The organism is Streptomyces alkaliterrae (genome assembly GCF_007097205.2).
GTDB classification, from domain to species: Bacteria; Actinomycetota; Actinomycetes; order Streptomycetales; family Streptomycetaceae; genus Streptomyces; species Streptomyces alkaliterrae.
Genome location: NZ_VJYK02000043.1, coordinates 1 through 25,166 on the forward strand (window position 1 = coordinate 1; position 25,166 = coordinate 25,166).

General features: G+C 72.6%; 29 protein-coding genes. 21 read left to right on the forward strand and 8 right to left on the reverse strand.

All coding sequences use genetic code 11. The annotated features are described in order from the left end of the window. Positions 1-325 precede the first annotated feature (325 nt). From alr to FNX44_RS06300, 4 genes are all read left to right on the forward strand, one after another. Positions 326-1,474 (forward strand): alanine racemase, encoded by a 1,149-nt coding sequence (alr, locus tag FNX44_RS06285; RefSeq protein ID WP_143646969.1) that lies wholly within the window; start codon positions 326-328, stop codon positions 1,472-1,474. A gap of 51 nt (positions 1,475-1,525) precedes the next feature. Continuing rightward, positions 1,526-2,707: an alpha/beta fold hydrolase gene (locus tag FNX44_RS06290; RefSeq protein ID WP_143646970.1), complete on the forward strand. Its 1,182-nt coding sequence runs from the start codon at positions 1,526-1,528 to the stop codon at positions 2,705-2,707. A 30-nt stretch (positions 2,708-2,737) separates the two neighbouring features. Continuing rightward, positions 2,738-3,223 carry a tRNA (adenosine(37)-N6)-threonylcarbamoyltransferase complex ATPase subunit type 1 TsaE gene (gene tsaE / locus FNX44_RS06295; protein WP_143646971.1) on the forward strand — a complete coding sequence of 162 codons (486 nt, stop codon included), beginning with the start codon at positions 2,738-2,740 and terminating at the stop codon, positions 3,221-3,223. Positions 3,224-3,493: 270 nt separating this feature from the next. Then, complete coding sequence (locus FNX44_RS06300) at positions 3,494-3,703, forward strand: hypothetical protein (protein WP_228449702.1); 210 nt, start codon at positions 3,494-3,496, stop codon at positions 3,701-3,703. 34 nt (positions 3,704-3,737) lie between these two features. On the opposite strand, the gene FNX44_RS06305 is transcribed toward FNX44_RS06300, so the two are convergent. Further along, a complete protein-coding gene (locus tag FNX44_RS06305; protein WP_181356370.1) occupies positions 3,738-4,310 on the reverse strand; it encodes a hypothetical protein in 573 nt (190 codons plus the stop codon). Positions 4,311-4,438: 128 nt separating this feature from the next. Here FNX44_RS06305 and FNX44_RS06310 point away from each other — a divergent pair, with 128 nt between their 5' ends. The 11 genes from FNX44_RS06310 (at position 4,439) to FNX44_RS06360 (ending at position 12,886) form a co-directional block, all read left to right on the forward strand. Then, positions 4,439-5,164, forward strand: a complete 726-nt coding sequence (locus FNX44_RS06310) for a response regulator transcription factor (RefSeq protein WP_143646972.1) — start codon at positions 4,439-4,441, stop codon at positions 5,162-5,164. Beyond that, on the forward strand, positions 5,161-6,768 hold the full coding sequence (locus tag FNX44_RS06315) for a sensor histidine kinase (protein ID WP_228449703.1): 1,608 nt from the start codon (positions 5,161-5,163) through the stop codon (positions 6,766-6,768). Before FNX44_RS06310 ends, FNX44_RS06315 begins: the two co-directional genes overlap by 4 nt. Positions 6,769-6,814: 46 nt before the next feature. Beyond that, positions 6,815-7,399 (forward strand): hypothetical protein, encoded by a 585-nt coding sequence (locus FNX44_RS06320; RefSeq protein WP_143646973.1) that lies wholly within the window; start codon positions 6,815-6,817, stop codon positions 7,397-7,399. Further along, entirely contained in the window at positions 7,396-8,556 is a 1,161-nt protein-coding gene (locus FNX44_RS06325) for a peptidoglycan-binding protein (RefSeq protein WP_143646974.1), read from the forward strand. The genes FNX44_RS06320 and FNX44_RS06325 overlap by 4 nt, the downstream gene beginning before the upstream one ends. Further along, a complete protein-coding gene (locus FNX44_RS06330; RefSeq protein WP_143646975.1) occupies positions 8,553-9,242 on the forward strand; it encodes an ABC transporter ATP-binding protein in 690 nt (229 codons plus the stop codon). The genes FNX44_RS06325 and FNX44_RS06330 overlap by 4 nt, the downstream gene beginning before the upstream one ends. Further along, positions 9,239-10,501: an ABC transporter permease gene (locus tag FNX44_RS06335; protein WP_143646976.1), complete on the forward strand. Its 1,263-nt coding sequence runs from the start codon at positions 9,239-9,241 to the stop codon at positions 10,499-10,501. The genes FNX44_RS06330 and FNX44_RS06335 overlap by 4 nt, the downstream gene beginning before the upstream one ends. Positions 10,502-10,642: 141 nt before the next feature. Continuing rightward, a complete protein-coding gene (tsaB, locus tag FNX44_RS06340; RefSeq protein WP_143646977.1) occupies positions 10,643-11,302 on the forward strand; it encodes a tRNA (adenosine(37)-N6)-threonylcarbamoyltransferase complex dimerization subunit type 1 TsaB in 660 nt (219 codons plus the stop codon). Continuing rightward, entirely contained in the window at positions 11,299-11,835 is a 537-nt protein-coding gene (rimI, locus tag FNX44_RS06345; RefSeq protein ID WP_323369087.1) for a ribosomal protein S18-alanine N-acetyltransferase, read from the forward strand. Before tsaB ends, rimI begins: the two co-directional genes overlap by 4 nt. A gap of 13 nt (positions 11,836-11,848) precedes the next feature. Next, positions 11,849-12,115: a hypothetical protein gene (locus tag FNX44_RS06350; RefSeq protein WP_143646978.1), complete on the forward strand. Its 267-nt coding sequence runs from the start codon at positions 11,849-11,851 to the stop codon at positions 12,113-12,115. Positions 12,116-12,275: 160 nt separating this feature from the next. After that, positions 12,276-12,668, forward strand: coding sequence for a carboxymuconolactone decarboxylase family protein (locus FNX44_RS06355; protein ID WP_143646979.1), 393 nt, complete (start codon positions 12,276-12,278; stop codon positions 12,666-12,668). Between the two features lie 5 nt (positions 12,669-12,673). After that, the gene (locus FNX44_RS06360; protein WP_143646980.1) at positions 12,674-12,886 is read left to right on the forward strand and encodes a hypothetical protein; all 213 of its coding nucleotides are present in this window, start codon (positions 12,674-12,676) and stop codon (positions 12,884-12,886) included. Between the two features lie 61 nt (positions 12,887-12,947). Here FNX44_RS06360 and FNX44_RS06365 read toward each other — a convergent pair whose 3' ends face one another. Continuing rightward, positions 12,948-14,111 carry a class I SAM-dependent methyltransferase gene (locus tag FNX44_RS06365; RefSeq protein ID WP_228449707.1) on the reverse strand — a complete coding sequence of 388 codons (1,164 nt, stop codon included), beginning with the start codon at positions 14,109-14,111 and terminating at the stop codon, positions 12,948-12,950. A 191-nt stretch (positions 14,112-14,302) separates the two neighbouring features. Between FNX44_RS06365 and FNX44_RS06370 the strand changes: the two genes are divergently transcribed. Further along, positions 14,303-15,313: a polysaccharide deacetylase family protein gene (locus tag FNX44_RS06370; RefSeq protein ID WP_407699166.1), complete on the forward strand. Its 1,011-nt coding sequence runs from the start codon at positions 14,303-14,305 to the stop codon at positions 15,311-15,313. A gap of 24 nt (positions 15,314-15,337) precedes the next feature. On the opposite strand, the gene FNX44_RS06375 is transcribed toward FNX44_RS06370, so the two are convergent. Continuing rightward, positions 15,338-15,937: a Uma2 family endonuclease gene (locus tag FNX44_RS06375; protein ID WP_143646983.1), complete on the reverse strand. Its 600-nt coding sequence runs from the start codon at positions 15,935-15,937 to the stop codon at positions 15,338-15,340. Positions 15,938-16,230: 293 nt separating this feature from the next. Here FNX44_RS06375 and groES point away from each other — a divergent pair, with 293 nt between their 5' ends. Together groES and groL are read left to right on the forward strand one after the other, a co-directional pair. Next, positions 16,231-16,539 carry a co-chaperone GroES gene (gene groES, locus FNX44_RS06380; protein WP_143646984.1) on the forward strand — a complete coding sequence of 103 codons (309 nt, stop codon included), beginning with the start codon at positions 16,231-16,233 and terminating at the stop codon, positions 16,537-16,539. 101 nt (positions 16,540-16,640) lie between these two features. Further along, positions 16,641-18,266, forward strand: a complete 1,626-nt coding sequence (groL, locus tag FNX44_RS06385; protein ID WP_143646985.1) for a chaperonin GroEL — start codon at positions 16,641-16,643, stop codon at positions 18,264-18,266. 118 nt (positions 18,267-18,384) lie between these two features. Here the strand turns inward: groL and FNX44_RS29640 are convergent, their stop codons facing one another. The 3 genes from FNX44_RS29640 to FNX44_RS06400 form a co-directional block, all read right to left on the reverse strand. Beyond that, positions 18,385-19,488 carry an ester cyclase gene (locus FNX44_RS29640; RefSeq protein ID WP_143646986.1) on the reverse strand — a complete coding sequence of 368 codons (1,104 nt, stop codon included), beginning with the start codon at positions 19,486-19,488 and terminating at the stop codon, positions 18,385-18,387. Between the two features lie 168 nt (positions 19,489-19,656). Continuing rightward, the gene (locus tag FNX44_RS06395) at positions 19,657-20,358 is read right to left on the reverse strand and encodes an ester cyclase (protein ID WP_143646987.1); all 702 of its coding nucleotides are present in this window, start codon (positions 20,356-20,358) and stop codon (positions 19,657-19,659) included. Between the two features lie 110 nt (positions 20,359-20,468). Next, on the reverse strand, positions 20,469-21,251 hold the full coding sequence (locus FNX44_RS06400) for an SDR family NAD(P)-dependent oxidoreductase (RefSeq protein ID WP_143646988.1): 783 nt from the start codon (positions 21,249-21,251) through the stop codon (positions 20,469-20,471). 142 nt (positions 21,252-21,393) lie between these two features. Between FNX44_RS06400 and FNX44_RS06405 the strand changes: the two genes are divergently transcribed. Continuing rightward, positions 21,394-21,675, forward strand: coding sequence for a hypothetical protein (locus FNX44_RS06405; protein ID WP_143646989.1), 282 nt, complete (start codon positions 21,394-21,396; stop codon positions 21,673-21,675). A gap of 48 nt (positions 21,676-21,723) precedes the next feature. Here the strand turns inward: FNX44_RS06405 and FNX44_RS06410 are convergent, their stop codons facing one another. Continuing rightward, positions 21,724-22,380, reverse strand: a complete 657-nt coding sequence (locus FNX44_RS06410; RefSeq protein ID WP_143646990.1) for an MOSC domain-containing protein — start codon at positions 22,378-22,380, stop codon at positions 21,724-21,726. A gap of 81 nt (positions 22,381-22,461) precedes the next feature. Here FNX44_RS06410 and FNX44_RS06415 point away from each other — a divergent pair, with 81 nt between their 5' ends. Then, on the forward strand, positions 22,462-23,427 hold the full coding sequence (locus tag FNX44_RS06415; protein WP_143646991.1) for a LysR family transcriptional regulator: 966 nt from the start codon (positions 22,462-22,464) through the stop codon (positions 23,425-23,427). Between the two features lie 242 nt (positions 23,428-23,669). Here the strand turns inward: FNX44_RS06415 and FNX44_RS06420 are convergent, their stop codons facing one another. Next, positions 23,670-23,996, reverse strand: coding sequence for a WhiB family transcriptional regulator (locus tag FNX44_RS06420; protein ID WP_143646992.1), 327 nt, complete (start codon positions 23,994-23,996; stop codon positions 23,670-23,672). A 445-nt stretch (positions 23,997-24,441) separates the two neighbouring features. Here FNX44_RS06420 and FNX44_RS06425 point away from each other — a divergent pair, with 445 nt between their 5' ends. Beyond that, positions 24,442-25,053: a response regulator transcription factor gene (locus FNX44_RS06425; RefSeq protein ID WP_028426699.1), complete on the forward strand. Its 612-nt coding sequence runs from the start codon at positions 24,442-24,444 to the stop codon at positions 25,051-25,053. Positions 25,054-25,166 lie beyond the last annotated feature (113 nt).

Genomic DNA, 25,166 nt, shown 5'->3' on the forward strand with positions numbered 1-25,166 from the left:
CCCCCGCCCACCCGCAGTTCCAGACCAATGAGCCGGTTGTCCCCGTGCCCGGGCTCACCCCGGAGGGTCTGCTGGCCGCCGTCGCGGAGTCGACCGGCGAGCCGTGTGGAGATGTTCCACTGGCAACTGGTCGAGGCGAGCACCGGGCGCTGAGACCGAGGCCGGGCTGTGTCCCGACCGGACGATCAGGCCATGACAAGAGCCGACGTACGGGCCTCTGCGACCAGGCCCGCCCGCCGGTGAGCCTTGCGCCTCCGGGGAGGCGCGTCGCGCTGTTTGTGGACGGTGGGCCGGCGGGTTGTGGTGGGGCTGCGACACTGGGGCGGTGAACACCGCACCACCGCACCTGCCTCCGCGCGTCCGCGCGGTCGTCGACCTGGACGCCGTCCGCGCCAACGTCCACGCGCTGCGGGCCCGGGCCGCCGTCGCGGAGCTGATGGCCGTCGTGAAGTCGGACGCCTACGGTCACGGCATGGTGCCGTGCGCCCGCGCCGCCCGGGAGGCGGGCGCGAGCTGGCTCGGTACCGCCACGCCAGAGGAGGCGCTGGCGCTGCGCGCGGCCGGTGACACCGGCCGGGTGCTGGCCTGGCTGTGGACGCCCGGCGGGCCCTGGAAGCAGGCCATCGAGGCGGACGTGGACGTGTCGGCGAGCGGGCTGTGGGCGCTGCGCGAGATCGTCGCGGCCGCGGCGGAGGCCGGCCGCGGGGCCCGGGTGCAGCTCAAGGTGGACACCGGACTCGGCCGCAACGGCTGCCAGCCCGCCGACTGGCGGGAACTGGTCGACGCCGCCCGGGCCGCCGAGTCCACCGGCGCGCTCCGGGTGACCGGGATCTGGTCGCACTTCGCCTGCGCCGACGAACCCGGCCACCCCTCGATCGAGGCGCAGCTGGCCGTCTACCGGGACGCCCTGGCTGTGGCGGAGGCGGCCGGACTGCGCCCCGAGGTACGGCACATGGCGAACTCGGCCGCCGCGCTCACCCTGCCGCAGTCCCACTTCGACCTGGTGCGGGCGGGCGTTTCGGTCTACGGCCTGTCGCCCTCGCCCGAGCTGGGCGTGCCGGCGGACTTCGGGCTGCGTCCGGCGATGACGCTCAGCGCCGGGCTGGCGAGCGTCAAGCGGGTGCCGGGCGGCCACGGAGTGTCGTACGGGCACCACTACACGACTCCCGGCGAGACGACGCTCGCGCTGGTACCCGCCGGGTACGCCGACGGGGTGCCCCGGCACGGTTCGGGCTGCGGCCCGGTGCTGGTGGCCGGCAAATGGCGCACGGTGGCGGGCCGCGTCGCGATGGACCAGTTTGTCGTCGACCTCGGCGGCGACACGGCCGAGGTCGGCGACGAGGCCGTGCTGTTCGGCCCGGGCGACCGCGGCGAACCCACCGCCGAGGACTGGGCGCGCGCGATCGGCACGATCGGGTACGAGATAGTGACCCGCATCGGGCCCCGCGTCCCGAGGGTGTACGTCGGGGTCTGAACGGCACGCTGTCCGCGGAGAGACGGAGACGGAGAGGGCGGGGGAGCAGAGGTGACGGAGCACGGCTGGGGACGTCGGGCGGGACTCGCCGGAGCCGCGCTGGGCGTCGTGGCGGCGGGCGTCGCCGTGGAACGGCTGACCGTGCACAGGTCGGTGCGCCGCCGCGCCCGGCTCGCGCTCGACGCCGCCGGACCGTACGGGACGCTGCGCGGCACGCCGGGTACGGCCGTCGCCGACGACGGCACCGAACTGCACTACGAGGTCGAGGAGCCGGCGGAGCCGTCGGGCGACGAGCCCGCCGACGCCTGGTCGCGGCTCGGCAAGGCGCTGCGGGGCGGCGGCGGTACCGGCGCCCCGCTGACGGTGGTGTTCAGCCACGGCTACTGCCTCACGCAGGACGCGTGGCATTTTCAGCGGGCGGCTCTGCGGGAGCTTCCCGGGGTGCGGGCCGTCTACTGGGATCAGCGCAGTCACGGCCGCAGTGAGCGCGGGCGCGCCCACGCGGCCACCGGCGGCGCCACCCCCGTCAGCATCGAACGCCTCGGGCGCGACCTCAAGGCGGTACTGGACGCGGCGGCGCCGGAGGGTCCGCTGATCCTCGTCGGCCACTCGATGGGCGGCATGACGATGATGGCGCTGGCCGCGCAGTACCCGGAGGAGGTCGCCGACCGGGTGGTCGGCGCGGCCTTCGTGGGCACGTCGGCGGGCGGGCTCGGCGAGGTCACCTACGGGCTGCCTGCCGCCGGGGTCACCGCGCTGCGCCGCTTCGTGCCCGGCGTGCTGAAGGCGCTCGCCTCGCACAGCGCGCTGGTCGAGCGCGGCCGCGCGGCCACCGCCGACCTGCTCGCGGGCCTCGTCAAGCACTACAGCTTCGGGGACACCCGGGCGGTCGACCCGGCCGTCGCCCGCTTCGCGGAACGGCTCATCGAGTCGACGCCGATCGACGTCGTCGCCGAGTTCTACCCGGCGTTCCACGCGCACGAGAAGCGGGAGGCGCTGGCCGCGTTCGCGCACTGCCCGGCCCTGGTGATCGCCGGGGACCGCGATCTGCTGACTCCGCAGGCGCACAGCGAGGCCATCGCCGCCGCCCTGCCGAAGGCCCGGCTGGAGATCGTGCCGGAGACGGGCCATCTGCTGATGCTCGAACGTCCCGAGCTGCTGAACGAACGCCTGCTCGGGCTGCTCGCGGCGGCCACCGCGCCGACGGGCCGCCGTTCCGCCCGCCGGCGTTGATCTCCACACGGACGCATTAGCATCGCTGCCATGCACACCCGTATCACGGTCAGTACGCCAGAGGAGATGCGGCAGCTCGGGCGGGACGTCGCGGCTGTTCTGCGCGCGGGGGACCTGGTGCTGCTCAGCGGCGAACTGGGCGCCGGAAAGACGACGTTCACCCGGGGCGTCGGGGAGGGCCTGGGGGTGCGCGGCGCGGTCACCTCGCCGACGTTTGTCATCGCCCGGGTGCACCCGTCGCTGACGGGCGGCCCGGCGCTCGTCCACGTGGACGCCTACCGGCTCGGCGGCGGTCTCGACGAGATGGAGGACCTGGACCTCGACGTCTCCCTGACGGACTCGGTGGTCGCCGTGGAGTGGGGCGAGGGCAGGGTCGAGGAACTGTCGGAGGACCGGCTGCACGTCCGCATCGAGCGGGCCGTGGGCGCGGAGGAACGCTTCGAGGACCAGCGCACGGTCACCCTGCACGGCGTCGGCGAGCGCTGGGCGACCGCGGATCTGGCCGCCCTCGCCTGAGCCGCCCTCGCCTAGCCGCGCTCCGCCGCCGCATCCCGCCGCCGCGCCGCCAATCGCGCGCCCGGGCCGCCCGCGCCGCCGCCGTGCGCGCCGGAGCGCATCTCCGGCGCGCGCCCGTCACGCGCTCACCGCGCCGCTCGGCGCACCTCCGCGTTCCGACACCCTGTCGGCAAAATCTTGCGTGTGACGCGGCCGGCGTGGTCCCATGGGAGCAGTCCTGGTTAGGTGCACCTAACCAACCAGGCCGACGCGACCGTCCGAGGAGTGCCCATGCCGGACATGCCGGACCAGGAGCCCGCGCCCGGCGAGCCCGCGCCCGGCCGCGCGGAGCGCGCCGGGAACGCGCCACGTGAGGCCCGACGCCCTGAACCGCAGGCACGGCAGGCGACGCCCGCCTTCGGGGACGTGCTCGCCGCCTGCGCGGCCGCCGACGCGGTCTCCACACCGCCGCACGACGAGGAACGCCGCACGGCGGCCTGACGGGCCCGTCCGGGAGGCCCGCCTCAGCGCCCGCTCACGGCAGGACGACGACCTTCGTGTCGAGGGTGGCGAACAGCCACATCGCCTTGCCGTCCTTGCGGCCCTCGCGGATGCCGCCCGTCTTCTTGCTCGGGTCGGGCTCGGCCGTCTCCCCGCTGGTGGCCGCGCTGAAACCGATCACCACGCCCTCGTGCAGGGCGAACCTGACGACGTTCTCCACCGGAACCCCGTCCGAACCGGTGATGTTCGCGGACCGCGAGGTGACGGTGTAGCTGCCGGGCAGCGGGTCGACGGTGCCCGGAGTGACCTTGAACGTCCGGGTGACGTTCTCCTCCTCGTCGACGAGCCAGACGCGGTCCGACTCCAGGGAGTAGACGACCCGCTTGCCGTCGCCGGAACCGGCCGGCAGCGCCTTCGGGTCGGCGACCTGCTCGGCCTTCTCGCCGCCGGTGCCGGGTGCGGCGGAGCCGCCGGCGGCCGGGGCGGGCCGCTGCGCGGGTCCCGCGTCCTCCTTGGCGGAGGCGGCCTGCATCGCCAGCACGGCGACGACCGCCAGGGCGGCGGCGGTCAGTCCGGTCACGAAGACGCCCGCACCGTTGCGCGCCACTCTTGGTCACCCCTCGCAGGTCCGACGGTCGTACCGGTGACGTTAGCAGCCGCCGGGCAGCGCCCGCCGAAGACAGCCCGCCCGCGCTCTCTCAGCGTCCTCTCAGCTTGGTCCGGTACGCAGGTCAGGTGTCCAGCACCCCCGGCCCCGCCGCAACGAGTGTGCTTGTCGTCGACGACGAGCCGAACATCCGCGAACTGCTCGCCCAGACCTTCCGGCTGGTCGGCTACGAGGTCACGACCGCCGCCAGCGGCGTCGCGGCGCTCAACGCGGCCCAGGCCCGCAGCCCGGACCTGGTGGTGCTGGACGTGATGCTGCCCGACGTCGACGGCTTCGACGTCGCCCGCACGCTCCGCCGGAACGGCGACGAGGTGCCGGTGCTCTTCCTCACCGCCCGGGACACCGTACGGGACCGCATCGACGGGCTGACCGCAGGCGGCGACGACTACGTGACCAAGCCGTTCAGCCTGGAGGAGGTCGTGCTGCGGGCCAAGGCCATTCTGCGCCGCACCGGCAACGCGGCCGGTGGGCGGCCCTCGGATTCGGGTGTGCTGCACTACGCGGGCGTGAGCCTGGACGAGCGCGCCCACGAGGTGCGCCGCGACGGCCGGCTGGTCGAGCTCTCACCCACCGAGTTCCGCCTCCTCGCCTATCTGCTGGAGAACGCGGAGCGGGTGGTCAGCAAGGCCCAGATCCTGGACCGGGTCTGGGGCTATGACTTCGGCGGTGACTCCCGGATCGTCGAGAGCTACGTCCACTACCTCCGTAAGAAGGTTGACGCCGGGGGCGCACCGCTCATCCACACCCTGCGTGGCGTCGGCTATGTGCTGCGACGCCCCAGGACGGCGGAATGAGACTGCCCCGGCCGCGGCGGTGGCGGCACTGGCCCCTGCGCTCACGGCTGCTGCTGGTGGTCGTCGGGCTCACCGCGCTGGCCCTGCTCGCGGCGAACGCCGTCGGCCTGGTGCTGCTGCGCTCGTATCTGCTCGACCGGATCGACGAACAGCTGGCGGTCGGTGACCGGATCGTCGGCGAACGGCATCAGGAGCGCGGCACCGACCGGTTCAGGGTCGTCCGGCCGGGCAGCGGCGCGCAACAACCCGACCCACTCCAGCGTGAGTTCGTGGCCCGCTTCATCGGAGAGGCCCGCGTCTACCTCTACTCCGGCCGGGGGGAGGAGGAGGTCGCCTTCCCGGAGGGAGCGAAGGGCGGCAAGCCCCGCCTTCCCGCCTACCCCGAGCTACTCGAACGCGTCGGTGAGCCCTTCACCGTCCCCGGGACGGAGGGAAGCGACTGGCGGGTGAGGGTACGGGAGGTGCCCGGCGGTGGGGCGCTGGTCGCCGCCAGCTCGCTCAGACCGATCGACGAGACCGCCAACCGGTTGCTGCTCATCGAGGCCGCGGTGATGGGCGCGGTACTGCTGCTGCTCGCCCTGCTGGCCGCGCTGGTGGTGAGACTCGGACTGCGTCCGCTGACCCGGATGGAGACCACCGCCGGTCAGATCGCGGCGGGGGACTTCGCCAGCCGGGTACCGGACCCCGACCCGCACACCGAGCCGGGCCGGCTGGGCCAGGCGATGAACGTGATGCTCGGCCGGGTCGAGTCGGAGATCACCGCCCGCCGGGAGTCCGAACAGCGGCTGCGCCGCTTTCTCGCCGACGCCTCACACGAGCTGCGCACACCGCTGACCTCCATCCGCGGCTTCGCCGAACTCTCCCGACGCGGCGGCGACCCCGCCGAGGCGCTGGCCCGGATCGAGGCGGAGGGGCAGCGCATGGGGGTGCTGGTCGAGGACCTGCTGCTGCTGGCCAGGCTCGACGAGCACCGCCCGCTGGAACAGCGCCCAGTCGCCCTGCTCGAGCTCGCAGGCGAGCTGATCAGGGACGCCCATGCGCGGGCGCCGGAGCGCACCATCCGACTGACCGGCCTGACCGAGGACGCCAGGAGACTTCTCACGGTCACCGTGTGCGGTGACCCGCTCCGGTTGCGCCAGCTCGCCGGCAACCTGCTCGCCAACGCGCTCCGGCACACCCCACCGGAAGCGGCCGTGACCCTGCGCACCGGTCTTGCCACCCCCGCCGCCCTGGCCGCGCGCGACAGCCGCCGGGCCGGTCCAGGCCGGCCCGTCGAACCCGCCGTCGTCGTCGGGCATGAGCTGAGCGCTGATCAGCCGGTCGCCGTGCTGGAGGTCGCCGACACCGGCCCCGGTATCCCGGCCGAACACGCGGCACGGGTCTTCGAGAGGCTCTACCGAGCGGACGCCGCCCGTACCCACGACACCGCCCGCACCCACGACACCGGCGGCACCGGACTCGGCCTGTCCATCGCTGCGGCCCTGGCCGAGGCGCACGGCGGCCGGATCGAGCTGCGCACCGCCCCGGGCGCGGGCGCGGAGTTCCGGCTGCTGCTGCCGGCCCCGGCGGACGCGGAGTCGGCCGGGACTCCCAGCGAACTCTGAGGTCGCGCCCAGGGTCCGCCGAGCCGGCCGGGCCACCATCGCGGCCATGGACACCATCAGGTTTTCCTCACCCCCATCCGCACGGCGGCGCGCCAGGCTGGCGCTGCCGGCCCTGATGCTCTCCCTGGGACTGCTCACCGCGGCCTGCGGCGCCCAGGCCGCCGGCAGCCCGGGCGTGGCCTCGGTGGACAGCGGCAAGAGCGCGTCCGAAGCCGGCAAGGGCGGCGGCTCCGGCGAGAACGACCCGCAGGCGTTCGCCGAGTGCATGCGTGAGAACGGCGTCGACATGGAGGACCCCGGCCCGGAGGGGCACGTCAAGATCACTCCAGAACTGGTGGACGGCGACCGGAAGAAGCTGCGCGAGGCCGCCGAGGCATGCCGTGAGCACATGCCGCAGCGGCAGGGCGGCGGCGGAGAGATGACCGAGGAGCAGAAGGAGAGCATGCGGAAGTTCGCCACGTGCATGCGTGACGAGGGCGTCGACGTCCCCGACCCGGAGGACGGCGGCGGGTTCCGGATGGGACCAGGTGCCGGCGTCGATCCCCACGACTCGGACTTCAAGGCGGCCATGGAGGAGTGCCGGGGCCTGCTGTCCGGCGGCGGAATGCGGTTCGGGGGCGGCGGACAGTGACCGACGCACACAAGCCGGCAGCCGCGCCCGCGCCCTCCCGGCCCCGTCGCGCGCTGCGCGTCGCCCTCATCGCCCTCGCCGCCGTGACCGCGGCCTCGGCCGCCGGCCTCGCCGCCGTCGGCTGGCCCGGCACCGGCGGCGGCACCGCCTCGGCGGCGCCCTCGGGGCCACCCGGCACCACGAAGGTCGAGCAGACCACCCTCACCCGTACCGAGAAGGTCAAGGGCACCCTCGGCCACGGCGAGGCGGTGGCCCTCGACGGGGCGGGTGCGGGCGCCGGCTCCGCGGACCCCGGCGCCACCGGCTCGTCCGGTGGCGGCGGCACCTTGACCTGGCTTCCCGCGCCGGGTGACACCGTGGGGCGAGGCAAGAGCGTCTACCGCGTGGACGAGCGGCCCATCCCGCTGCTCTACGGCTCGATCCCGCTCTACCGCACCCTGCGGGACGGCAGCGAGGGCAAGGACGTCAAGCAGCTGGAGCAGAACCTCGCCAAGCTCGGCTACACCGGCTTCGACGTCGACGAGACGTTCACCGCCGGCACCGAGGCGGCGCTCAGGGAGTTCCAGGCCGACCGTGGGCTGCCGGAGACCGGCCGACTCGCACCCGGCGACGCGGTCATCACGCCCGGCGCCATCCGGGTCGAATCGCTCACGGCGGCGGTCGGCAAGCCGGCCGGCGGCGAGGTGCTGAAGTACACCGGCACCCGGCGGGTCATCTCCGTCGATCTGGAGGTGGCGCTCGAAGGCCTGGTCGAGGAGGGCACCACGGCGCGGGTCACGCTGCCCGACAACTCCACCGTCGAGGCGAAGGTCACCGAGGTCGGACACCCGGTGACCACCTCCGGCGGCCAGGAGCCCGGCGGCGGCTCCCCGGTGACCACGATCCCCGTCGAGCTCACGGTGGCCGACGCGAAGAAGCTCGGCTCCTTCCAGTCCGCGCCCGTGGACGTCCTGATCGAAGCCGAACAGCGCACGGACGTGTTCGCGGTGCCGGTCACCGCCCTGGTGGCGCTCCGCGAGGGCGGCTACGCGGTGGAGGTCGTCCGCGACGGAACGACCGCCTATCTGCCCGTGAAGACCGGTCTGTTCGCGGACGGCAAGGTCGAGATCAGCGGCGAGGGCCTCAAGGCCGGACTTGTCGTGGGAGTGCCGAAATGAGCTCTCCCGTCATCGAGCTGCGGGGCGTCAGCCGCGCCTACGGCGACGTCACCGCGCTGCGCGACGCCGAGCTGACCGTCGGACGCGGCGAACTCCTCGCCGTCGTCGGGCCGTCCGGCTCCGGCAAGTCCACCCTCCTCAACATCATCGGCACCCTGCAACGGCCGAGTTCGGGCACCGTGCTGATCGACGGCCACGACGTCTCCGCGCTGACCGACCGCGAACTCTCGGCACTGCGTGCCCAGTCCATCGGCTTCGTCTTCCAGCAGTTCCACCTCGCCGCGGGCACCCCGGTGCTCGACAACGTGGCGGACGGCCTGCTCTACTCGGGCCGCTCGCGGGCCGAGCGCCGCCGGCTGGCGGAGGCCGCGCTGCGCCGGGTCGGGCTCGGGCGCCGGCTGCTGCACCGGCCACACCAGCTGTCCGGCGGCGAGAAGCAGCGCACCGCCATCGCCCGCGCGGTGCTCGGTGACCCCCCGCTGCTCCTCGCGGACGAGCCCACCGGAGCGCTGGACTCGGCCTCCGGGGAGAACGTGATGGCGCTCCTGCGCGAGCTCAACGCCGCCGGCACGACCGTACTGATCATCACCCACGACCGAGACATCGCCGCCGGGCTGCCGCGTGCCGTGCACCTGAAGGACGGCGCGATCGTCCGGGACGAACGGCGGGAGGCGCTGCCCGCATGAGCGGCACGAGCAACCCCCGCGCGAGGGGGACCAGCACGGGTGAGACCGGCACACCGGTGACCGCAAGACGTCCAAGAGCCGCGCGGCTCAGCCCCGCCGACCTGCTGCGCACCTCCGGCAGCGGGCTTCGGTCCCGCCCGCTGCGGGCCTTCCTGTCGGCGCTCGGCATCGCCATCGGCATCGCCGCGATGGTTTCCGTCGTCGGCGTCTCCGCGTCCAGCAAGGAGGACCTGAACCGGCGGCTGGAGGCGCTGGGCACCAATCTCCTCAAGGTGTCGCCGGGCCAGTCGTTCACCGGTGAGGCCGCCCGTCTGCCTGCCGAGGCGGAGAAGATGATCAGCCGGATCGGCCCGGTGGAGCAGGTGAGCGCCGTCGGCAAGGCGGACGCGAAGGTGTACCGGAACGATCACGTCCCGGCCGCCCGGTCCGGTGGGATCACGGTGGCCGCCGCCCGGCTCGACCTCCCGGACACCACAGGCGCCGAGGTCGCCGCAGGCTCCTGGCTGAACGAGGCCACCTCCCGCTACCCGGCCGTGGTGTTGGGCGGCAAGGCCGCCGAGCGGCTAGGCGTGCACCGGGCCGGCGAAGACGTCCGGGTCTGGCTCGGCGAGCGCTGGTTCACCGTCACCGGCATCCTGCATGAGGTTCCGCTCGCCCCGGAGCTCGACTACACGGCCCTGGTCGGCTGGCCGGTCGCCGAGTCCGAGCTCGGGTTCGACGGGTACGCGACGACGATCTACACCCGCTCAGCCGAGAACGCGGTCGCCGACGTGCAGTCCGTGCTCGGCGCCACGGCCAGCCCGGAGACGCCGAACGAGACCGAGGTCTCCCGCCCCTCCGACGCGCTCGCCGCCAAGGAGGCCACGGATGCCACCCTGAACGCGCTGCTGCTGGGGTTGGGCGCGGTGGCACTGCTGGTCGGCGGCGTCGGGGTGGCCAACACGATGGTCATCTCGGTGCTGGAGCGGCGTGCGGAGATCGGACTGCGCCGCTCGCTGGGCGCGACCCGTGGCCAGGTCCGCACCCAGTTCCTCGGGGAGTCGCTGCTGCTTTCCGCGCTCGGCGGGGTGGGCGGTGTACTGCTCGGTATCGGAGTGACGACCGGCTACTCGGCCTCCCAGGGCTGGCCGGGGGTGGTCCCGGCCTGGGCGATGGCCGGAGGTGTCGCCGCCACCCTTGTCATCGGCGGGCTCGCGGGCCTCTACCCCGCCCTCCGCGCGGCACGGCTACCGCCGACAGAGGCGCTGGCCTCAGCCTGACGGCCACCGCCAGAACGGTGGCAAGCCCCTGGCCCGGCGCCTCGCCGTCCGTCCCCCGCGGCGGGGCGCCGACCCCTGTCGGGGTGGGAATGGTCGGCTGGGTGGGACCGGCCACCGGCGCGGGCGCCGTAGTCTTGGACCGTGCTGCTGCTCGCTCTAGACACCGCCACCCCCGCTGTGACCGCCGCGCTCCACGACGGCGAACGCGTCCTCGCGGCCGCCGACCAGATCGACGCCCGCCGCCACGGCGAACTGCTGATGCCCGCCGTGGAGCGGGTGTTCCGGGAGTCCGGCCGCGCCCGCCGCGAGGTGACGGGTGTGGTCGTCGGTGTGGGGCCGGGCCCCTACACGGGGCTGCGGGTCGGCCTGGCGACCGCCGGTGCGCTGGGCGCCGCGCTCGACGTGCCGGTGCACGGCCTGTGCACGCTGGACGGGCTGGCCTACGCCGCCGGACTCGACGAGCCGTTTGTCGTCGCGACCGACGCGCGCCGCAAGGAGGTCTACTGGGCCGCGTACGACAACCACCGCTCGCGGCGCGGTGAGCCCTCGGTCGACCGGGCCGCGGACCTGCCGGCCGACGTCACCGACCTGCCCGCGTTCGGCGCGGGCGCGGTGCTGTACGCGGACGCCTTCCCCCGCCTCCGCCCTGAGCTGCCGCAGCACCAGTCGGCGGCGGCCCTGGCCTCGCTGGCCGCCGAGCGGTCGGCCTCGGGCGAGGAGTTGCTGCCGCCGCTGCCGCTGTACCTGCGGCGCCCCGACGCGAAGGTGCCGGCGGGCTACAAGGTGGTCACCCCCAGGTGAGTGAAAGCCCCCGGACGGGCGCCGCCGGCGTAGATGCCGGCGGCGGCGTCACGCTGCGGGAGATGCGCTGGTGGGACCTGCCCGCCGTGCTGCTGCTCGAAGAGCGGATGTTCCCGGAGGACGCCTGGTCGCCCGGCATGTTCTGGTCGGAGCTGGCGCACGCCAGGGGGCCGTTCGCGACCCGTCGCTATCTGGTCGCGGTGGAGGACGGCCCGGGCGGCGGCGCCGAGCGGATCGTCGGCTACGCGGGCCTGGCGGCCGTCGACGGCACCGGCGACGTGCAGACGATCGCCGTCGCCCCCGACCGGGAGGGGCGCGGGCTGGGCGCCCTGCTGCTGACCGAACTACTGGCGGCGGCCACCGCGTTCGACTGCCACGAGGTGCTGCTGGAGGTCCGCGTCGACAACAGCCGCGCCCAACGCCTCTACAAGCGCTTCGGATTCGAGCCCATCGGGGTCCGGCGCGGCTACTACCAGCCCGCGGGGGTGGACGCGCTGGTGATGCGGCGCACCTTCGAGGAGATCGACGGATGAGGGGGATCGACGGATGACCGTCGCCGTGATGTGGGAGGCGCGGGCCGCCGAAGGGCGGGCCGCCGAACTGCTGGAGTTCGCCCGCGCCCAGCGCCCGGCCGGTCGGCCGCTGCGCCGGGAGACGTTCAGCGCGCCGGGCGACCGGGTACTGGTCATCACCTGGTGGCAGGCCCCCGACGACGACGCCGCCTTCCGCCCGCCCGAGCTGCCCGACCCGCCGCCGGAGCTGGTCGCCCGCCCGGTACACCGCTGGCGCTTCACCTCCCTCGGCACCGACTGAGCCACCACCGCCGCTGACCGCCGGAGCCCGCTCCTTTGCCGACTCTTCACCGCCGCGGCACGGAGTCGGCACTATCGTGAGAGGCGACGACATCGTCTGAGTCGGCCACCAGGACCGGCCGGGGCTGGAGAAGCCACCGGAACCCGAGGAAGTGGTCAGAATGGCTGGTCGCAGCCGTTCCGAAGTCGAGGCGGAGATCAAGGACACGCTGGGGCTCGTCCCCCACTTCTTCTCCCGCATCCCCGACGACCTGCTCGACTACGAGTGGGAGATATTCAAGAGGCTCGAACTCGGCGAGACGCTGATCCCGAACAAGTACAAGGAACTGATCGGGATCGCGCTGCACTCGGAGACGAAGTGCCGCTACTGCACGCTCTTCCACACCGAGGCCGCCAAGCTGTTCGGAGCGACCGACGAGGAGATCCAGGAAGCCGCCCACTACGCGAAGAACTCCCTGGGCTGGAGCGCCTACCTGAACGGCATGCGCGAGGACTACGACGAGTTCGCGCAGGAGCTGGAGCAGGTCAAGGCGCACATGGCGAGCCAGGGCTGAGCCCGGTGCGACTGGAGTGGGAGCGGCCGGGCGTCCTGCGGGTCACCACGCACGCGTACGAGTTCGCCACACTGGTGGCGGCGGCGCGGCACGTGTCCGAGCACACGCCCGACGAACTGCCCGAGGAGGCGCTGGACCAGCTCCGCCAGGTGCTGGCCGAGTACGACGAGCAGGCCAGGCGCCTGCACGGCCGGGAGCGCACTGCCTCAAAAGAGTGAACCCACGGCGGCGGCGCTGAGCCGCGCGGCGCCGGGCCGCGCGGCTCAGCGCCGCGCGGGCTCAGCCGTCGGCCGGGCGGCCGAGCAGCATCGTCGGGGCGCCCTCCACCCGGGTGAGGAACACCGTCGCCGAGTTCGGCCCCTTGGGCCGCACCCGGCGGCGCAGCTCCTCGGGCTCGACGGGCGACCCCCGCTTCTTCACCGTCAGCGTGCCCACCTCGCGTTCCCGTAGCAGCGCCTTGAGCCGCTTGAGGTTGAACGGGAGCGCGTCGGTGATCTGGTACGCCCTGGCGAAGGGCGTGGGCCGCAGTTCGTCGGCGGTGAGGTAGGCGATGGTCGGGTCGACGAGCCGGGCGCCCAGTTGTTCGGCGAGTTCGGCCACGAGGTGCGAGCGGACGACGGCGCCGTCCGGCTCGTACAGGTAGCGCAGGACTGGTCCGGCCGGCGGCGCCGGGTGCCCGCCGCCGGTGATCGTGTCGCCCGCCGGGAGCAGCGTGGCGCGCACCGCGCCGGGTGTCACGTCCGCGCCGAACCACAGCACGGCCTCCTTGACCTCGCCGTTCACCGAGATCCACTCGGCCTCGGCGTCCTTCGGCACGGCCTCGTGCGGCACCCCGGGGGCGATCTTGAGGGCGGCGTTCGGCATCCGCGCCGCCAGCTCGACCGCCCAGGACAGCGGCGGCGAGTACGCCTCCGGATCGAACACCCGACCGCGTCCGCCGCGCCTCGCGGGGTCCACGAACACGGCGTCGAACTCGCCCGGGACGACCGGCACCTCGTCGACCTCCGCGCAGCGGACCTCCACGCGGTCGGCCAGCCCCAGGGCCTCCGCGTTGGCGCGCAGTACGGCGCAGGTCAGCGGCGAGCGATCGACCGCGAGCACCCGCACGCCGGCGCGCGCCAGCGCGAGGGTGTCGCCTCCGATGCCGCAGCACAGGTCGGCGAGCCGGCGTACGCCGAGCGCGACGACGCGGGCGGCCCGGTGGTCGGCGACGACCCGGCGGGTGGACTGCTCGACGCCGTCGGGGGTGAAGTACATGCGTTCGGCGTCCTGGCCGAACTTGGCGGCGGCGCGCTGCCGCAGGCGGGCCTGGCCGAGGGCCGCGGAGACGAGTCCGGCGGGATGGTCGCGGCGCAGCCGGGTGGCGACGGCGAGTTCGTCGGCCGGGTCGTAGTCCCGAAGCTCCGTCAGCAGCCGCTGCCCGGTGGGGGTGAGGAGCGCCAGGAAGGCGTCGACCTCGGGGTCGGCCGCTGCTCGACCTTGCGAGCTCGGTGCGGGTGCGGGTGCGGGTGCGGGGTTCGGGGTGTCGTCGGGTACGGCCACACGGGCCATTCTCGCCGCTTTCCGGCGGCATCGCCGACCGGCCTGCCGACCGATCGCGGTGCGCGGTGGAAGCATCCGGCACCATGTCGCTAATCACACAAATCAGAAAAATGGGCCGAACGGGAGGTATCAGCCCTCGGCCCGGTCGGCATGTGCGACGGGCGCTGTGCGTCTCCGTCGCCGCGTTCCTGGCGGTCTCCTGCGGCTACGGCGCGGCCCGCGACGACGGCCCGCCCGGCGCGCTCGACGAACCGCTGTCCGACGCGACGGGGGGCGGCGCCCCCGCGCGCGCCGCCGAACCGCCGGGGCTCGCCCTCGGCGGCCCCCAACGCGCCCAGACCGAACGCGCGGCCGCCGCCCTCGCCGCCCACGCCGAACGGCTCCGCCAGGCCGAACGCCGCCGCGTGGCCGCCGTACGCAACTGGCGGGTGGAACGCCTCCCGCTGCGGCCCCCGCCGCCACCCGACAAGAAACCCAAGCTGGTCAGCGACTCCGGCCACACCGCCGGCGACGGCCTGCCGCCCGTCATCACCCGCGTCCCCACCAAGGACCGGGTGGTCTTCCTGACCATCGACGACGGCTACGAGAAGGACCCCGCGCTGCTGCGGATGCTGCGCGACCTCGACATCCCCTACAGCGCCTTCCTCGCGGACTACGTGGCGAACGACAACTACGACTACTTCCGCGAGATGCACCGCGACGGCGTCGCGATCCACAACCACACCCTGAACCACAAGGAACTGCCCAGGCTCTCCTACGAGGCCCAGCGCAAGGAGATCTGCGGCCAGCAGGAGGTCCTGCGCGAGGAGATCGGCACCACCCCGCACCTGTTCCGCCCGCCCTACGGCGCCTACAACCGCGACACCCTGCGGGCCGCCGCCACCTGCGGCATCACCGCCGTACCGCTGTGGGCGGAGGAGGCCTGGGCAAAACGTTTCGACTGGGGCCGGGGCGATCGCGTCTTCCACCCAGGCGACATCATCCTCACCCACTTCCGCGGCAAGGCGGAGTGGGGCGGCACGATGCCGGACATGGTCCGCCGCACCCTCAAGACCGTCACCGACCAGGGCTTCGCCATCGCCAGACTGGAGGACTACATCTAGCGGACTCGTGGTCGGCCGGTCAGGTCACCGCCCGGCGAGGGAGTGCAGATCGATCTCCACCGGGAACGGCACCGGCATCACCGCCTTGTCGCGGTGGATGCCGGTGGCCACGTAGGCGCCGGTGGTGTCGTCCAGCTCGTAGGTGTGGATGACGGGCTTGTCGTGCTCCCGCTCGATGCGCCAGAAGTGCCGGATGCCGGCCTCCGCGTACTTCAGCGGTTTGGTCTTCCGATCCCGCTCGCGTGACTCGTCCGAGACGATCTCGACGGCAAGCACCACGTCCTCTGGAGGCAGCGAGGTCGCACTGAGGTCCGGTGGGCCGTTCACTACCAGGACGTCCGGCTCGGGTCGCTGCCGGGGCCCCAACCTCACCGACATCTCGACTGTGACTTCCATGCCCTCGGGTGCCGCCTGATGCAGCACCTGCGCCAGGCGCCACATGACCCGGCTGTGGAAGTACGTCTGCGGCGACATCATCACGAGGGCTCCGTCGATCAGCTCGAAGCGCGGGGCGGACGGCGGCAGGCGGTCCAGGTCGTCCGCCGTCCAGCCGCCCTCCGGCGGATAGAACCACTCGGGCAGTTCCTCGTCCGAAGGTGCCGAGGCGAGGGGTTCGGCGGTCATGGCGGGCCTCCTTGGGGGACGCACCGGGGTGTGTCGCCTCCAGCGTAGCCATCGTCCGCGACGCGCGGGCCGTGATTGGCACTCGGCTTGACCGAGTGCTAACGGCGGCATAATGTCGGCGTTGGCACTCTCCCCGTGGGAGTGCCAGAACAAACGCGAACGCACCGGCGCGCCCTGCGCGCCGTGGTGTCCGCGTGTGCGACAGGAAGGTCCGGCACCCGCGACGACGGATCTACCGGTTGCCACACCCCAGCCATCAGACCCCGTGAGATCTCCGAAGGGGGAGGTCGGACGTGACGACCGCCAGCTCCAAGGTTGCCATCAAGCCGCTTGAGGACCGCATCGTGGTCCAGCCGCTCGACGCCGAGCAGACCACGGCCTCGGGCCTGGTCATTCCGGACACCGCCAAGGAGAAGCCCCAGGAGGGCACCGTCCTGGCCGTGGGCCCGGGCCGTATCGAGGACGGCAAGCGTGTCGAGCTCGACGTCAAGGTCGGCGACATCGTGCTGTACAGCAAGTACGGCGGCACCGAGGTGAAGTACAACAACGAGGAGTACCTCGTCCTCTCGGCCCGCGACGTTCTCGCGATCATCGAGAAGTAAGTCACCCAGTTTTGCCGAGCCGCGCCCTGGCGCCCCAGTCCTTCGCGACAGCCGGGGCCGGGGCGCGGTTCGTTTGAGAGGACCTGAGAGGACCCAGCACCATGGCGAAGATCCTGAAGTTCGACGAGGACGCCCGCCGCGCCCTGGAGCGCGGTGTCGACAAGCTCGCCGACACGGTCAAGGTGACGATCGGCCCCAAGGGCCGCAACGTCGTCATCGACAAGAAGTTCGGCGCCCCGACCATCACCAACGACGGCGTGACCATCGCCCGTGAGGTCGAGGTCGAGGACCCGTACGAGAACCTTGGCGCCCAGCTCGTCAAGGAGGTCGCGACCAAGACCAACGACATCGCCGGTGACGGCACCACCACCGCCACGGTGCTGGCCCAGGCGCTGGTCCGCGAGGGCCTGCGCAACGTCGCCGCCGGTGCCTCTCCGGCCGCCCTGAAGAAGGGCATCGACGCGGCCGTCGAGGCCGTCTCCAAGGACCTGCTGGAGTCCGCCCGCCCGATCGACTCCAAGGAGGACATCGCCGCCGTCGCCGCGCTGTCCGCCCAGGACAAGCAGGTCGGCGAGCTGATCGCCGAGGCCATGGACAAGGTCGGCAAGGACGGCGTCATCAGCGTCGAGGAGTCCCAGACCTTCGGCCTGGAGCTGGACTTCACCGAGGGCATGGCCTTCGACAAGGGCTACCTGTCGCCGTACATGGTCACGGACCAGGAGCGCATGGAGGCCGTCCTCGAGGACCCGTACATCCTCATCCACCAGGGCAAGATCAGCTCCATCCAGGACCTGCTGCCGCTGCTGGAGAAGATCATGCAGGCGGGTGGCTCGAAGCCGCTGCTGATCATCGCCGAGGACGTCGAGGGCGAGGCGCTGTCCACGCTCGTCGTCAACAAGATCCGCGGCACCTTCAACGCGGTCGCCGTCAAGGCCCCCGGCTTCGGTGACCGCCGCAAGGCGATGCTCGGCGACATGGCCACCCTCACCGGCGGCACCGTCGTCGCCGAGGAGGTCGGCCTCAAGCTCGACCAGGTCGGCCTGGAGGTGCTCGGCACCGCCCGCCGTGTGACCGTCACCAAGGACGACACCACCATCGTCGACGGCGCCGGCTCGGCCGCCGACATCGAGGGCCGCGTCGCGCAGATCAAGGGCGAGATCGAGGCCACCGACTCCGACTGGGACCGCGAGAAGCTGCAGGAGCGCCTGGCCAAGCTGGCCGGCGGCGTGTGCGTCATCCGCGTCGGCGCGGCCACCGAGGTCGAGCTGAAGGAGAAGAAGCACCGTCTGGAGGACGCCATCTCCGCGACCCGCGCCGCGGTCGAGGAGGGCATCGTCTCCGGTGGCGGCTCCGCGCTCGTCCACGCCGCGAAGGTGCTGGAGGGCGGCCTGGGCAAGACCGACGACGAGGCCACCGGTGTCGCCGTCGTGCGCCGCGCCGTCGTCGAGCCGCTGCGCTGGATCGCCGAGAACGCCGGCCTGGAGGGCTACGTCATCACCTCCAAGGTGGCCGAGCTGGACAAGGGCCAGGGCTACAACGCCGCCACCGGCGAGTACGGCGACCTGGTGAAGGCCGGCGTCATCGACCCGGTCAAGGTCACCCGCTCCGCGCTGGAGAACGCCGCGTCCATCGCCTCCCTGCTGCTCACGACCGAGACCCTGGTCGTCGAGAAGCCGGCCGAGGAGGACGAGGCCGGTCACGGCCACGGTCACGGCCACTCCCACTGAGCCGAGCGGTCGGGCTCACGCCACGACACCTGAGGGCCCCGCGTGCCGGAGGATTTCCGGCGCCGGGGTCCTCCGGCGTTTCCCGGGGCGGGGCTTCGGCCGCGCCGGTCGGCGGCGGTTACGTCGCCCCGAGGTCGCGGAGCAGACCTGCCAGGTCCCAGTTGAACCAGGACTCGCAGACCTTGCCGTCCCGGAACCGGTCGATGGTCTGGCCGGCGGTGACGACCTCCCGGCCGGTGGCTTCCAGTCCCAGGAGTTCGCCGGTGTGGCGGCCCCGTGCGGTCCACCGGGTGCACACCAGGTCGCCCTCGGCCAGCTGGCTCTCCACGGTGAACGTGGGGTGCATCGCCTCGACGAACGGCCGCAGCTCCGCGATGGCCTGGTCCAGCCCGATCGGGTCGGCGCTGTTGGACGGGTCGTGCTCCTGGTAGTCCTCGGTGCACAGCGAGCGGACGGCCGCCAGGTCCCCGCGGCCCACGGCCTCGAAGATCTGCCGGGCCACGGCCTTGTTCGCCTCCGCCGCCTCGGCGTCCGGGAGGGCGCCCAGCTGCTGGAGCAGGCCCATCATGTCCCAGTTCCACCAGCTCTCCGCGATCCTGCCGCCGACGCAGCGGAAGGTGACGTGCCCGGTGCCCGCGACCTCCCTGCCGGTGGCCGGGAGACCCTGGAGGTCACCGGTGTGCCGCCCCTGGTAGCCGAGCACCGCGCTCACCGTGTCGTCCTGGGCGATGATCCGCTCGATGGTGATGCGCGGCCGGATGGCCGAGATGACCTCCTGGTTCTCCCGCATGGCCTGGGCCAGGTCCACGTCGTAGGACGAGAGGGAGGGGTCGTGCTCCCGGTAGTCCTCGGTGCAGAAGCGGGTGGCGGCCCGGGTGTCCCCGCTGTTGATCACCTCGTCGACGAAGCGGCGTACCAGCCGCATGTTGAGCTGCTCGTCCCGGACGACGTCGAGGTCGGTGAACGTGGGCTCCTCCTCGCAGAGCGCCACCATCTCCCGGAAGATCCGGTCCGTCTCCGGCAGGTTGGAGTTCTTCATCGCCTCCTCGTAGGAGGGGAACTCGACGATCTCCACGACGTGGGTGGCGTCCGAGCGGTCCTTTGCCACGATCGAGTGAGTGGCGGTGCGCCGCCCCTCGGTCATCTCCACCCACTGGTCCATCAGACCGCTGAGTTCGTCCGCATGAGTCGTCCTGCAGTCGATCACTTGCACGAATGTCATGGTGTCCTCCTGGGTACCCCTCGCCGGGTGAGGCACCGGCCGGTGTCCCGGTGAGACGCCGCACGGGAAACCGAACGAGGGAACATGCCCCGCATTCCCAGGTTAGGGAGGCGTGCGGGTATGCGCTCTTCAGCCGTGCCGCCACGTCGCTCCCCGGTGCGGGCGGCCTCACTCCGCGAAACGGATCAGGCCGATCTCCCGCAGCGCGTGCAGCAGGTCCCAGTTCCACCAGGCCTCGACGATCCTGCCCTCGCTGAACCGCAGCGTGCTGTGGCCGGAGGCGCGCAGCTCCTTGCCGGTCGGCGGCATGCCCATGAACTCGCCCTCGTGCCGGGCGGTGGAGTCCCAGCGGACCATCACCAGGTCTCCGTCGGCGAGCATGTTCTCGACCCGGACCGTCGGAGTGAAGGCCTCGAACTGCTGCCGCATGTTCTCCTTGCTCTCCGCGAGCGTGATCGGATCGCGGTCGTTGTTCGCGTCGTGCTCCTGGTAGTCGGGCGAACAGATCTCGTCGAGCACGTCCAGCCGGCGCTGGTTGATGCACTCGTCGTACAGTCGCCGCGCGACCCGCATGTTGAGCTGCTCGTCGCGGACGACGTCGAGGTCGGTGAAGGTGGGCATCTCGTCACAGAGCGCCACCATCTCCTGGAAGATCCGGTCGGTCTCCGGCAGGTTCGAGTTCCGCATCGCGTCCTCGTAGGACGGGAACTCGACGATCTCGATGACGTGGGTGGAGTCGGAACGGTCCTGGGCCACCAGGGCGTGGGTGGCGGTGCGCTTGCCCTGGGTCTGTTCGACCCACTTGTCCAGCAGCCGGTTCATCTCCTCGACCTGACTGGTCCTGCAGTCGATGAGCTGCACGAATGTCATGACGGCCTCCCTGGGCCCTGACGTGTGGGGACAGCCTCAGGTTATGCCCGTTCGGTCCGCTTCATCCCCTTGGGGAGGTAAAGGAGTCGCCCGCGAAGAGGAGGCTCGCGTCAGTCGCCGCGCTGCGGGCCGTACTTCCGGCCGGAACGCGAGGAGACCTTGCCCATCAGCCCGCGCGGGATCAGCTTGCTGGCACCGACGAGCGTCTTGTAGCGGGGATCGGGCACGGAGAGCGACCGGCCGCGCGCGAGATCCCGCAGCGCGGCGTCCACCAGCTTGTCGGCGTCCAGCCACAGCCAGCCCGGCACGTTGTCCACCGACATCCCGGCCCGCTCGTGGAACTCCGTCCGCACGAAGCCCGGGCACAGCGCCATCAACCGCACGCCGGAACCGGCCAGATCCTGCGCCGCGCCCTGGGTGAACTGCACGACCCACGCCTTGCTCGCGCCGTACGTGCCGCGCGGAACGAACGCCGCCACGGACGCGACGTTCACCACGCCGCCGCGACCGCGCTCGCGCATGCCTCCGACCGCCGCCGTCGTCAGCCGCAGCACCGCCTCGCAGTGCACCCTGAGCATGGTCAGCTCGTCGGCCATGGGCACTTCCAGGTAGCGGCCCTTGTTGCCGAAACCGGCGTTGTTGACGAGCAGGTCGACCGGGTCCGTGCGGTCCCGCAGCCGTTCCTCGACGGCCGTGATGCCCTCCTCGGTGGCCAGGTCGGCCGGCAGCACCGACGCCTCCACGCCGTGCCGGTCGTGGAGTTCGGTGGCCTGCCTGTCCAGCCGTTCCTTGTCGCGGGCGACGAGCACCAGGTTGTGTCCGTCGGTGGCCAGCCGCCTGGCGAAGGCCGCCCCGATGCCCGCCGTCGATCCGGTGATGAGTGCGGTTGTCATGCACGAACGGTATCCCCGCCGCGCCGCCGCGCGACGCGGAAGCCGACACCTCGACCCCGCGGCCCGGCTGACAACCCCGCCGCGCCGCGCGGCGTCCCACGACTCGACGGGGGCGACGCGAGCGAGGGAAACGGAGGCGTCGGTGGACCTGACCAGACACCGAGGCGGCAAGCTGTCCGCGCGTCAACGCGCGAGTAGGGAGCGGCAGGGCTGGTATCTGCACACGGCGGTCTTCCTCGTCGTGCAGGTGGTGCTGTGGGCCGTCGACGCGAACTGGCTCTACTGGCGGCTCACCGAGGGCGGGGTGCCGGACGAGCACAGCGGGTGGCTTACGACGGCCGGGCGGATCTGGTTGATCGCGTGGGTGATCGACACGTTGGTGTCGTGGTCGTACACGCTCTGGCCGCGCGGGAGGGAGGCGTGATCGCGCGGCGGCGGTCGGGGGAGGTCCCGGCCGCCGCCGCGCCGCGGGTCAGGCTGTCGTGCCGAGGCGCTTGAGGACGGTCTGGCGTGGGGCGTCGGCCAGGGCGTCGCCGGCGTCCAGGACCTGCGGGAGCAGGTCCGGCTCGGTGGTGACCGCGCGGAACAGCAGGCCGACGGTTATGCGGTGGTCGGGGCGGTGCTCGACGGTGACCGGGTCCCCGGCGCGCACCTCGCCCGGTTCGATCACCCGCAGGTAGGGGCCGGGCGCGCCGGCCTCGGTGAAGCGGCGGACCCACCCGTTCTCGCCGAGCGTGCCGGCGAAGGTCCGGCACGGCTTGCGCACCGAGCAGACCTCCAGCAGGAGTTGCCCGCCGATCCGCCAACGCTCGCCGATCAGCGCGTCGTTGACGTCGATGCCGGTGGTGGTGAGGTTCTCGCCGAAGGCGCCGTTCGGCAGCTCGCGGCCCAACTCCCGTTCCCAGGCGTCGAGATCCTCCCGGGCGTAGACGTAGACGGCCTGGTCGTCGCCGCCGTGGTGGCGGGCGTCGCCGATGGTGTCGCCCGCCAGGCCGCTGCCCTCGGCGCCGGGCGCGCTCACCGGCACCGGGCCGTCGTGCGGCCGCTTGGTGATGCCGGTGTGACCGGTGGGGGAGCTGGTGTGCTCCGAAGGCTGGGGGCCGCCGATGTTCACGGAGAGAATGCGCATGGCGGCAGCCTAGAATCCGCGTGCTCAAAGCAGCGAACGAATTCTTTCCGGTCTGCCCCAAGATGTGCTTATGGTGGGGATGTGATCGAGGCCCGTCATCTCCGTGTCCTTCGTGCCGTCGCCCAGAGCGGTTCGTTCTCCGCCGCCGCGCGTGAGCTGGGGTGTACCCAGCCCGCGGTGAGCCAGCAGATGCGCGCGCTGGAGCAGTCGGTCGGCACGCCCGTTCTCGTCCGCACGGGCCGCGAGATGCGGCTGACCGAGGCGGGTGAGGCGCTGGTGAGGCACGCGGCCGGGATCCTCGGCGGGCTGGTCGCCGCCGAGGAGGAGGTCGCGGCGATCGCCGGGCTCCGGGCCGGTCGGGTCCGGCTGGTCTCGTTCCCCAGCGGCAGCTCGACGCTGGTGCCGGCGGCGGTGGCGGCGCTGCGCGAGCGACACCCCGGGACGCGGGTGTCGCTCGTGGAGGCCGAACCGCCGCGTTCCGTGGACATGCTCCGGGCCGGCGAGGCGGACGTCGCCCTCGCCTTCCGCTATCCGACGGAGGGCGAGCGCGGCGGTGACCCGGGCGGCGCCGAGTGGCGGGACCTGGAGGCCCGGCCGCTGCTCACCGACCGGCTGGTGGGCCTGGTGCCGCGCGGGCACCGGCTGGAGGAGGCGGGGACGTCGGGCGAGGTGGGCATCAAGGAGCTCGCCGACGAACCGTGGATCGCCGGCTGCCCGCGCTGCCGGCGGCACCTCGTCGAGGTGTGCGAGGCGGCCGGCTTCACACCGCGGATCGACTTCGCCACGGACGACTACCCGGCAGTGGTCGGGCTGGTCGGCGCGGGGCTCGGCGTGGCGGTGCTGCCGGGGTTGGCGCTGGAGTCCGTTCGGCCGAAGGGGGCGAGCATCGTGCGGGTGGCGCCGGAGGTGCGGCGGGAGGTGGTCGCGCTGACGCTGCCGGACCTGGTGCGGGTGCCGGCGGTGGCGTCGATGCTGGAGCACCTGGCGGAGGCCGCGGCCGCCCCCCGGCCGCGGCTGGCCGCCGGCGCGGGCTCCTACGCGGATTGAGGCGGGTGTGAGGCGGGTCTGAGGACGGGGCCCCGCCCCCGGAAGGCCGCCCGCGGTGTGCGGGCGGCCTTCCGGGCTTTGCGGGCGGTTGTCGGGCTCGGTGGGGAACCCGACGGCGATACGTTTCTTCTTCGTCTTCTCGGCGTGTCTACGGGCTGGGGTCTTGCTGGTCGTGTCGCCGTGTGGGCGAGGGGGTCGGTCGGTGTTACGCCGTTCGGATGACGGGAACGGCCTTCGACATGTCAGTTGCCGGCGGAGCCGGCGTGGGTCGTACCGCTGCTCACGAGGCGGCCGCGGGCCCTGCCCATCAGCTCCTCGCGCTCGTCCTCGGTCAGTCCGCCCCAGACGCCGTACGGCTCGCGCACGGTGAGCGCGTGGGCGGCGCACTCGGCGCGGACCGGACAGCGCATGCAGACCTCTTTCGCGGATGCCTCGCGCGCGGTGCGGGCCGCACCCCGCTCCCCTTCTGGGTGGAAGAACAGCGAGCTGTCGACGCCGCGGCAGGCGGCGAGTAGCTGCCAGTCCCACAGGTCGGCGTTCGGGCCCGGTAGGCGGGAGAAATCTGCCATTGCTCGTCCTCTCGGAGCGTTGCTTCGGGCTGCTGGATGGGCCGAAAGCGGCACTGAGCGGCTGATTCGGCGCAGTTCAGAGCGATCAGGACACTCCGACCGTAACAGTCGCAGTGTGACGGGATGTAAATATGACTCTTTGCGAATCTAGCCACAGAGGCTACAAAGCGGAAGCAAAAGCCACCAAATAGGGCACAGTGGGTCCGCAGGAGTACCGCAGGAGCACAGACGGCGGGCGGGCTCTGAGGTGTGCCGGCGCGCTCACGCTGGGTGCTGAACACGGGCGTGGAAGCCCGTAACTCTTTTGGGTGACCGTCGTTGAGAGTGCGGAGGCGGTTGGCGGAATCAGCGCTCGGGCACATGTCCGAGGGGGTCAACCGCACAGGTGAAGACTCGTAACAGCCTGGAGGCTCAAGGTGATGCGCATCAGCAGCGGAGGGCGGCCATGACTTCCGTCCTCGTTTGCGACGACTCCCCGCTTGCCCGAGAGGCGCTGCGCCGCGCGGTCGCGACCGTGCCGGGCGTCGAGCGCGTGACAACCGCGGCCAACGGCGAGGAAGTGCTGCGCCGCTGGGGCGCGGACCGTTCGGACCTGGTCCTGATGGATGTCCGGATGCCCGGGCTCGGTGGGGTGGAGACGGTGCGCCGGCTGCTTTCCGCAGACCCGGGTGCCCGCATCATCATGCTGACCGTGGCGGAGGACCTGGACGGCGTGGCGCTGGCCGTCGCCGCCGGCGCCCGGGGGTACCTGCACAAGGACGCCTCCCGTGCCGAGCTGCGCGCCACCGTCACCCAGGCTCTGGCCGACCCGACCTGGCGGCTCGCGCCCAGGCGGCTGCGGTCCGCCGAGATGGGTGCCGCGCCGACGCTCACCGCGCGGGAGATCCAGGTGCTGGAGGGCATGAGTCACGGCCGCTCCAACGCCGAGATCGGGCGTGAGCTGTTCCTCTCCGAGGACACCGTGAAGACGCACGCGCGGCGACTGTTCAAGAAGCTCGGCGCCTCCGACCGCGCGCACGCGGTCGCGCTCGGCTTCCGCTGGGGCCTGGTCCGCTAGGGCCCTCCCGGGGCGGACATCCTTCCCCCGTCCGCCGGCCGGGAGCGCGCCCCGGCCGGACCGGCGCGACCCTGTGAGCAGGGGCGGAAGGCCGACGGGGGCGGGAGTACGGC

Bases quoted from the DNA above. Each gene is read 5' to 3' on its own strand.
- FNX44_RS06350 (WP_143646978.1), top strand. From the start codon at position 11,849: ATGACCGTCGCCGTGATGTGGGAGGCGCGGGCCGCCGAAGGGCGGGCC.
- FNX44_RS06425 (WP_028426699.1), top strand. From the start codon at position 24,442: ATGACTTCCGTCCTCGTTTGCGACGACTCCCCGCTTGCCCGAGAGGCG.
- FNX44_RS06420 (WP_143646992.1), bottom strand. From the start codon at position 23,996: ATGGCAGATTTCTCCCGCCTACCGGGCCCGAACGCCGACCTGTGGGAC.
- FNX44_RS06315 (WP_228449703.1), top strand. From the start codon at position 5,161: ATGAGACTGCCCCGGCCGCGGCGGTGGCGGCACTGGCCCCTGCGCTCA.
- FNX44_RS06330 (WP_143646975.1), top strand. From the start codon at position 8,553: ATGAGCTCTCCCGTCATCGAGCTGCGGGGCGTCAGCCGCGCCTACGGC.
- FNX44_RS29640 (WP_143646986.1), bottom strand. From the start codon at position 19,488: ATGACATTCGTGCAAGTGATCGACTGCAGGACGACTCATGCGGACGAA.
- groL (WP_143646985.1), top strand. From the start codon at position 16,641: ATGGCGAAGATCCTGAAGTTCGACGAGGACGCCCGCCGCGCCCTGGAG.
- FNX44_RS06355 (WP_143646979.1), top strand. From the start codon at position 12,276: ATGGCTGGTCGCAGCCGTTCCGAAGTCGAGGCGGAGATCAAGGACACG.
- FNX44_RS06395 (WP_143646987.1), bottom strand. From the start codon at position 20,358: ATGACATTCGTGCAGCTCATCGACTGCAGGACCAGTCAGGTCGAGGAG.
- FNX44_RS06320 (WP_143646973.1), top strand. From the start codon at position 6,815: ATGGACACCATCAGGTTTTCCTCACCCCCATCCGCACGGCGGCGCGCC.
- FNX44_RS06335 (WP_143646976.1), top strand. From the start codon at position 9,239: ATGAGCGGCACGAGCAACCCCCGCGCGAGGGGGACCAGCACGGGTGAG.
- FNX44_RS06410 (WP_143646990.1), bottom strand. From the start codon at position 22,380: ATGCGCATTCTCTCCGTGAACATCGGCGGCCCCCAGCCTTCGGAGCAC.
- tsaE (WP_143646971.1), top strand. From the start codon at position 2,738: ATGCACACCCGTATCACGGTCAGTACGCCAGAGGAGATGCGGCAGCTC.
- FNX44_RS06375 (WP_143646983.1), bottom strand. From the start codon at position 15,937: ATGACCGCCGAACCCCTCGCCTCGGCACCTTCGGACGAGGAACTGCCC.
- FNX44_RS06300 (WP_228449702.1), top strand. From the start codon at position 3,494: ATGCCGGACATGCCGGACCAGGAGCCCGCGCCCGGCGAGCCCGCGCCC.
- FNX44_RS06400 (WP_143646988.1), bottom strand. From the start codon at position 21,251: ATGACAACCGCACTCATCACCGGATCGACGGCGGGCATCGGGGCGGCC.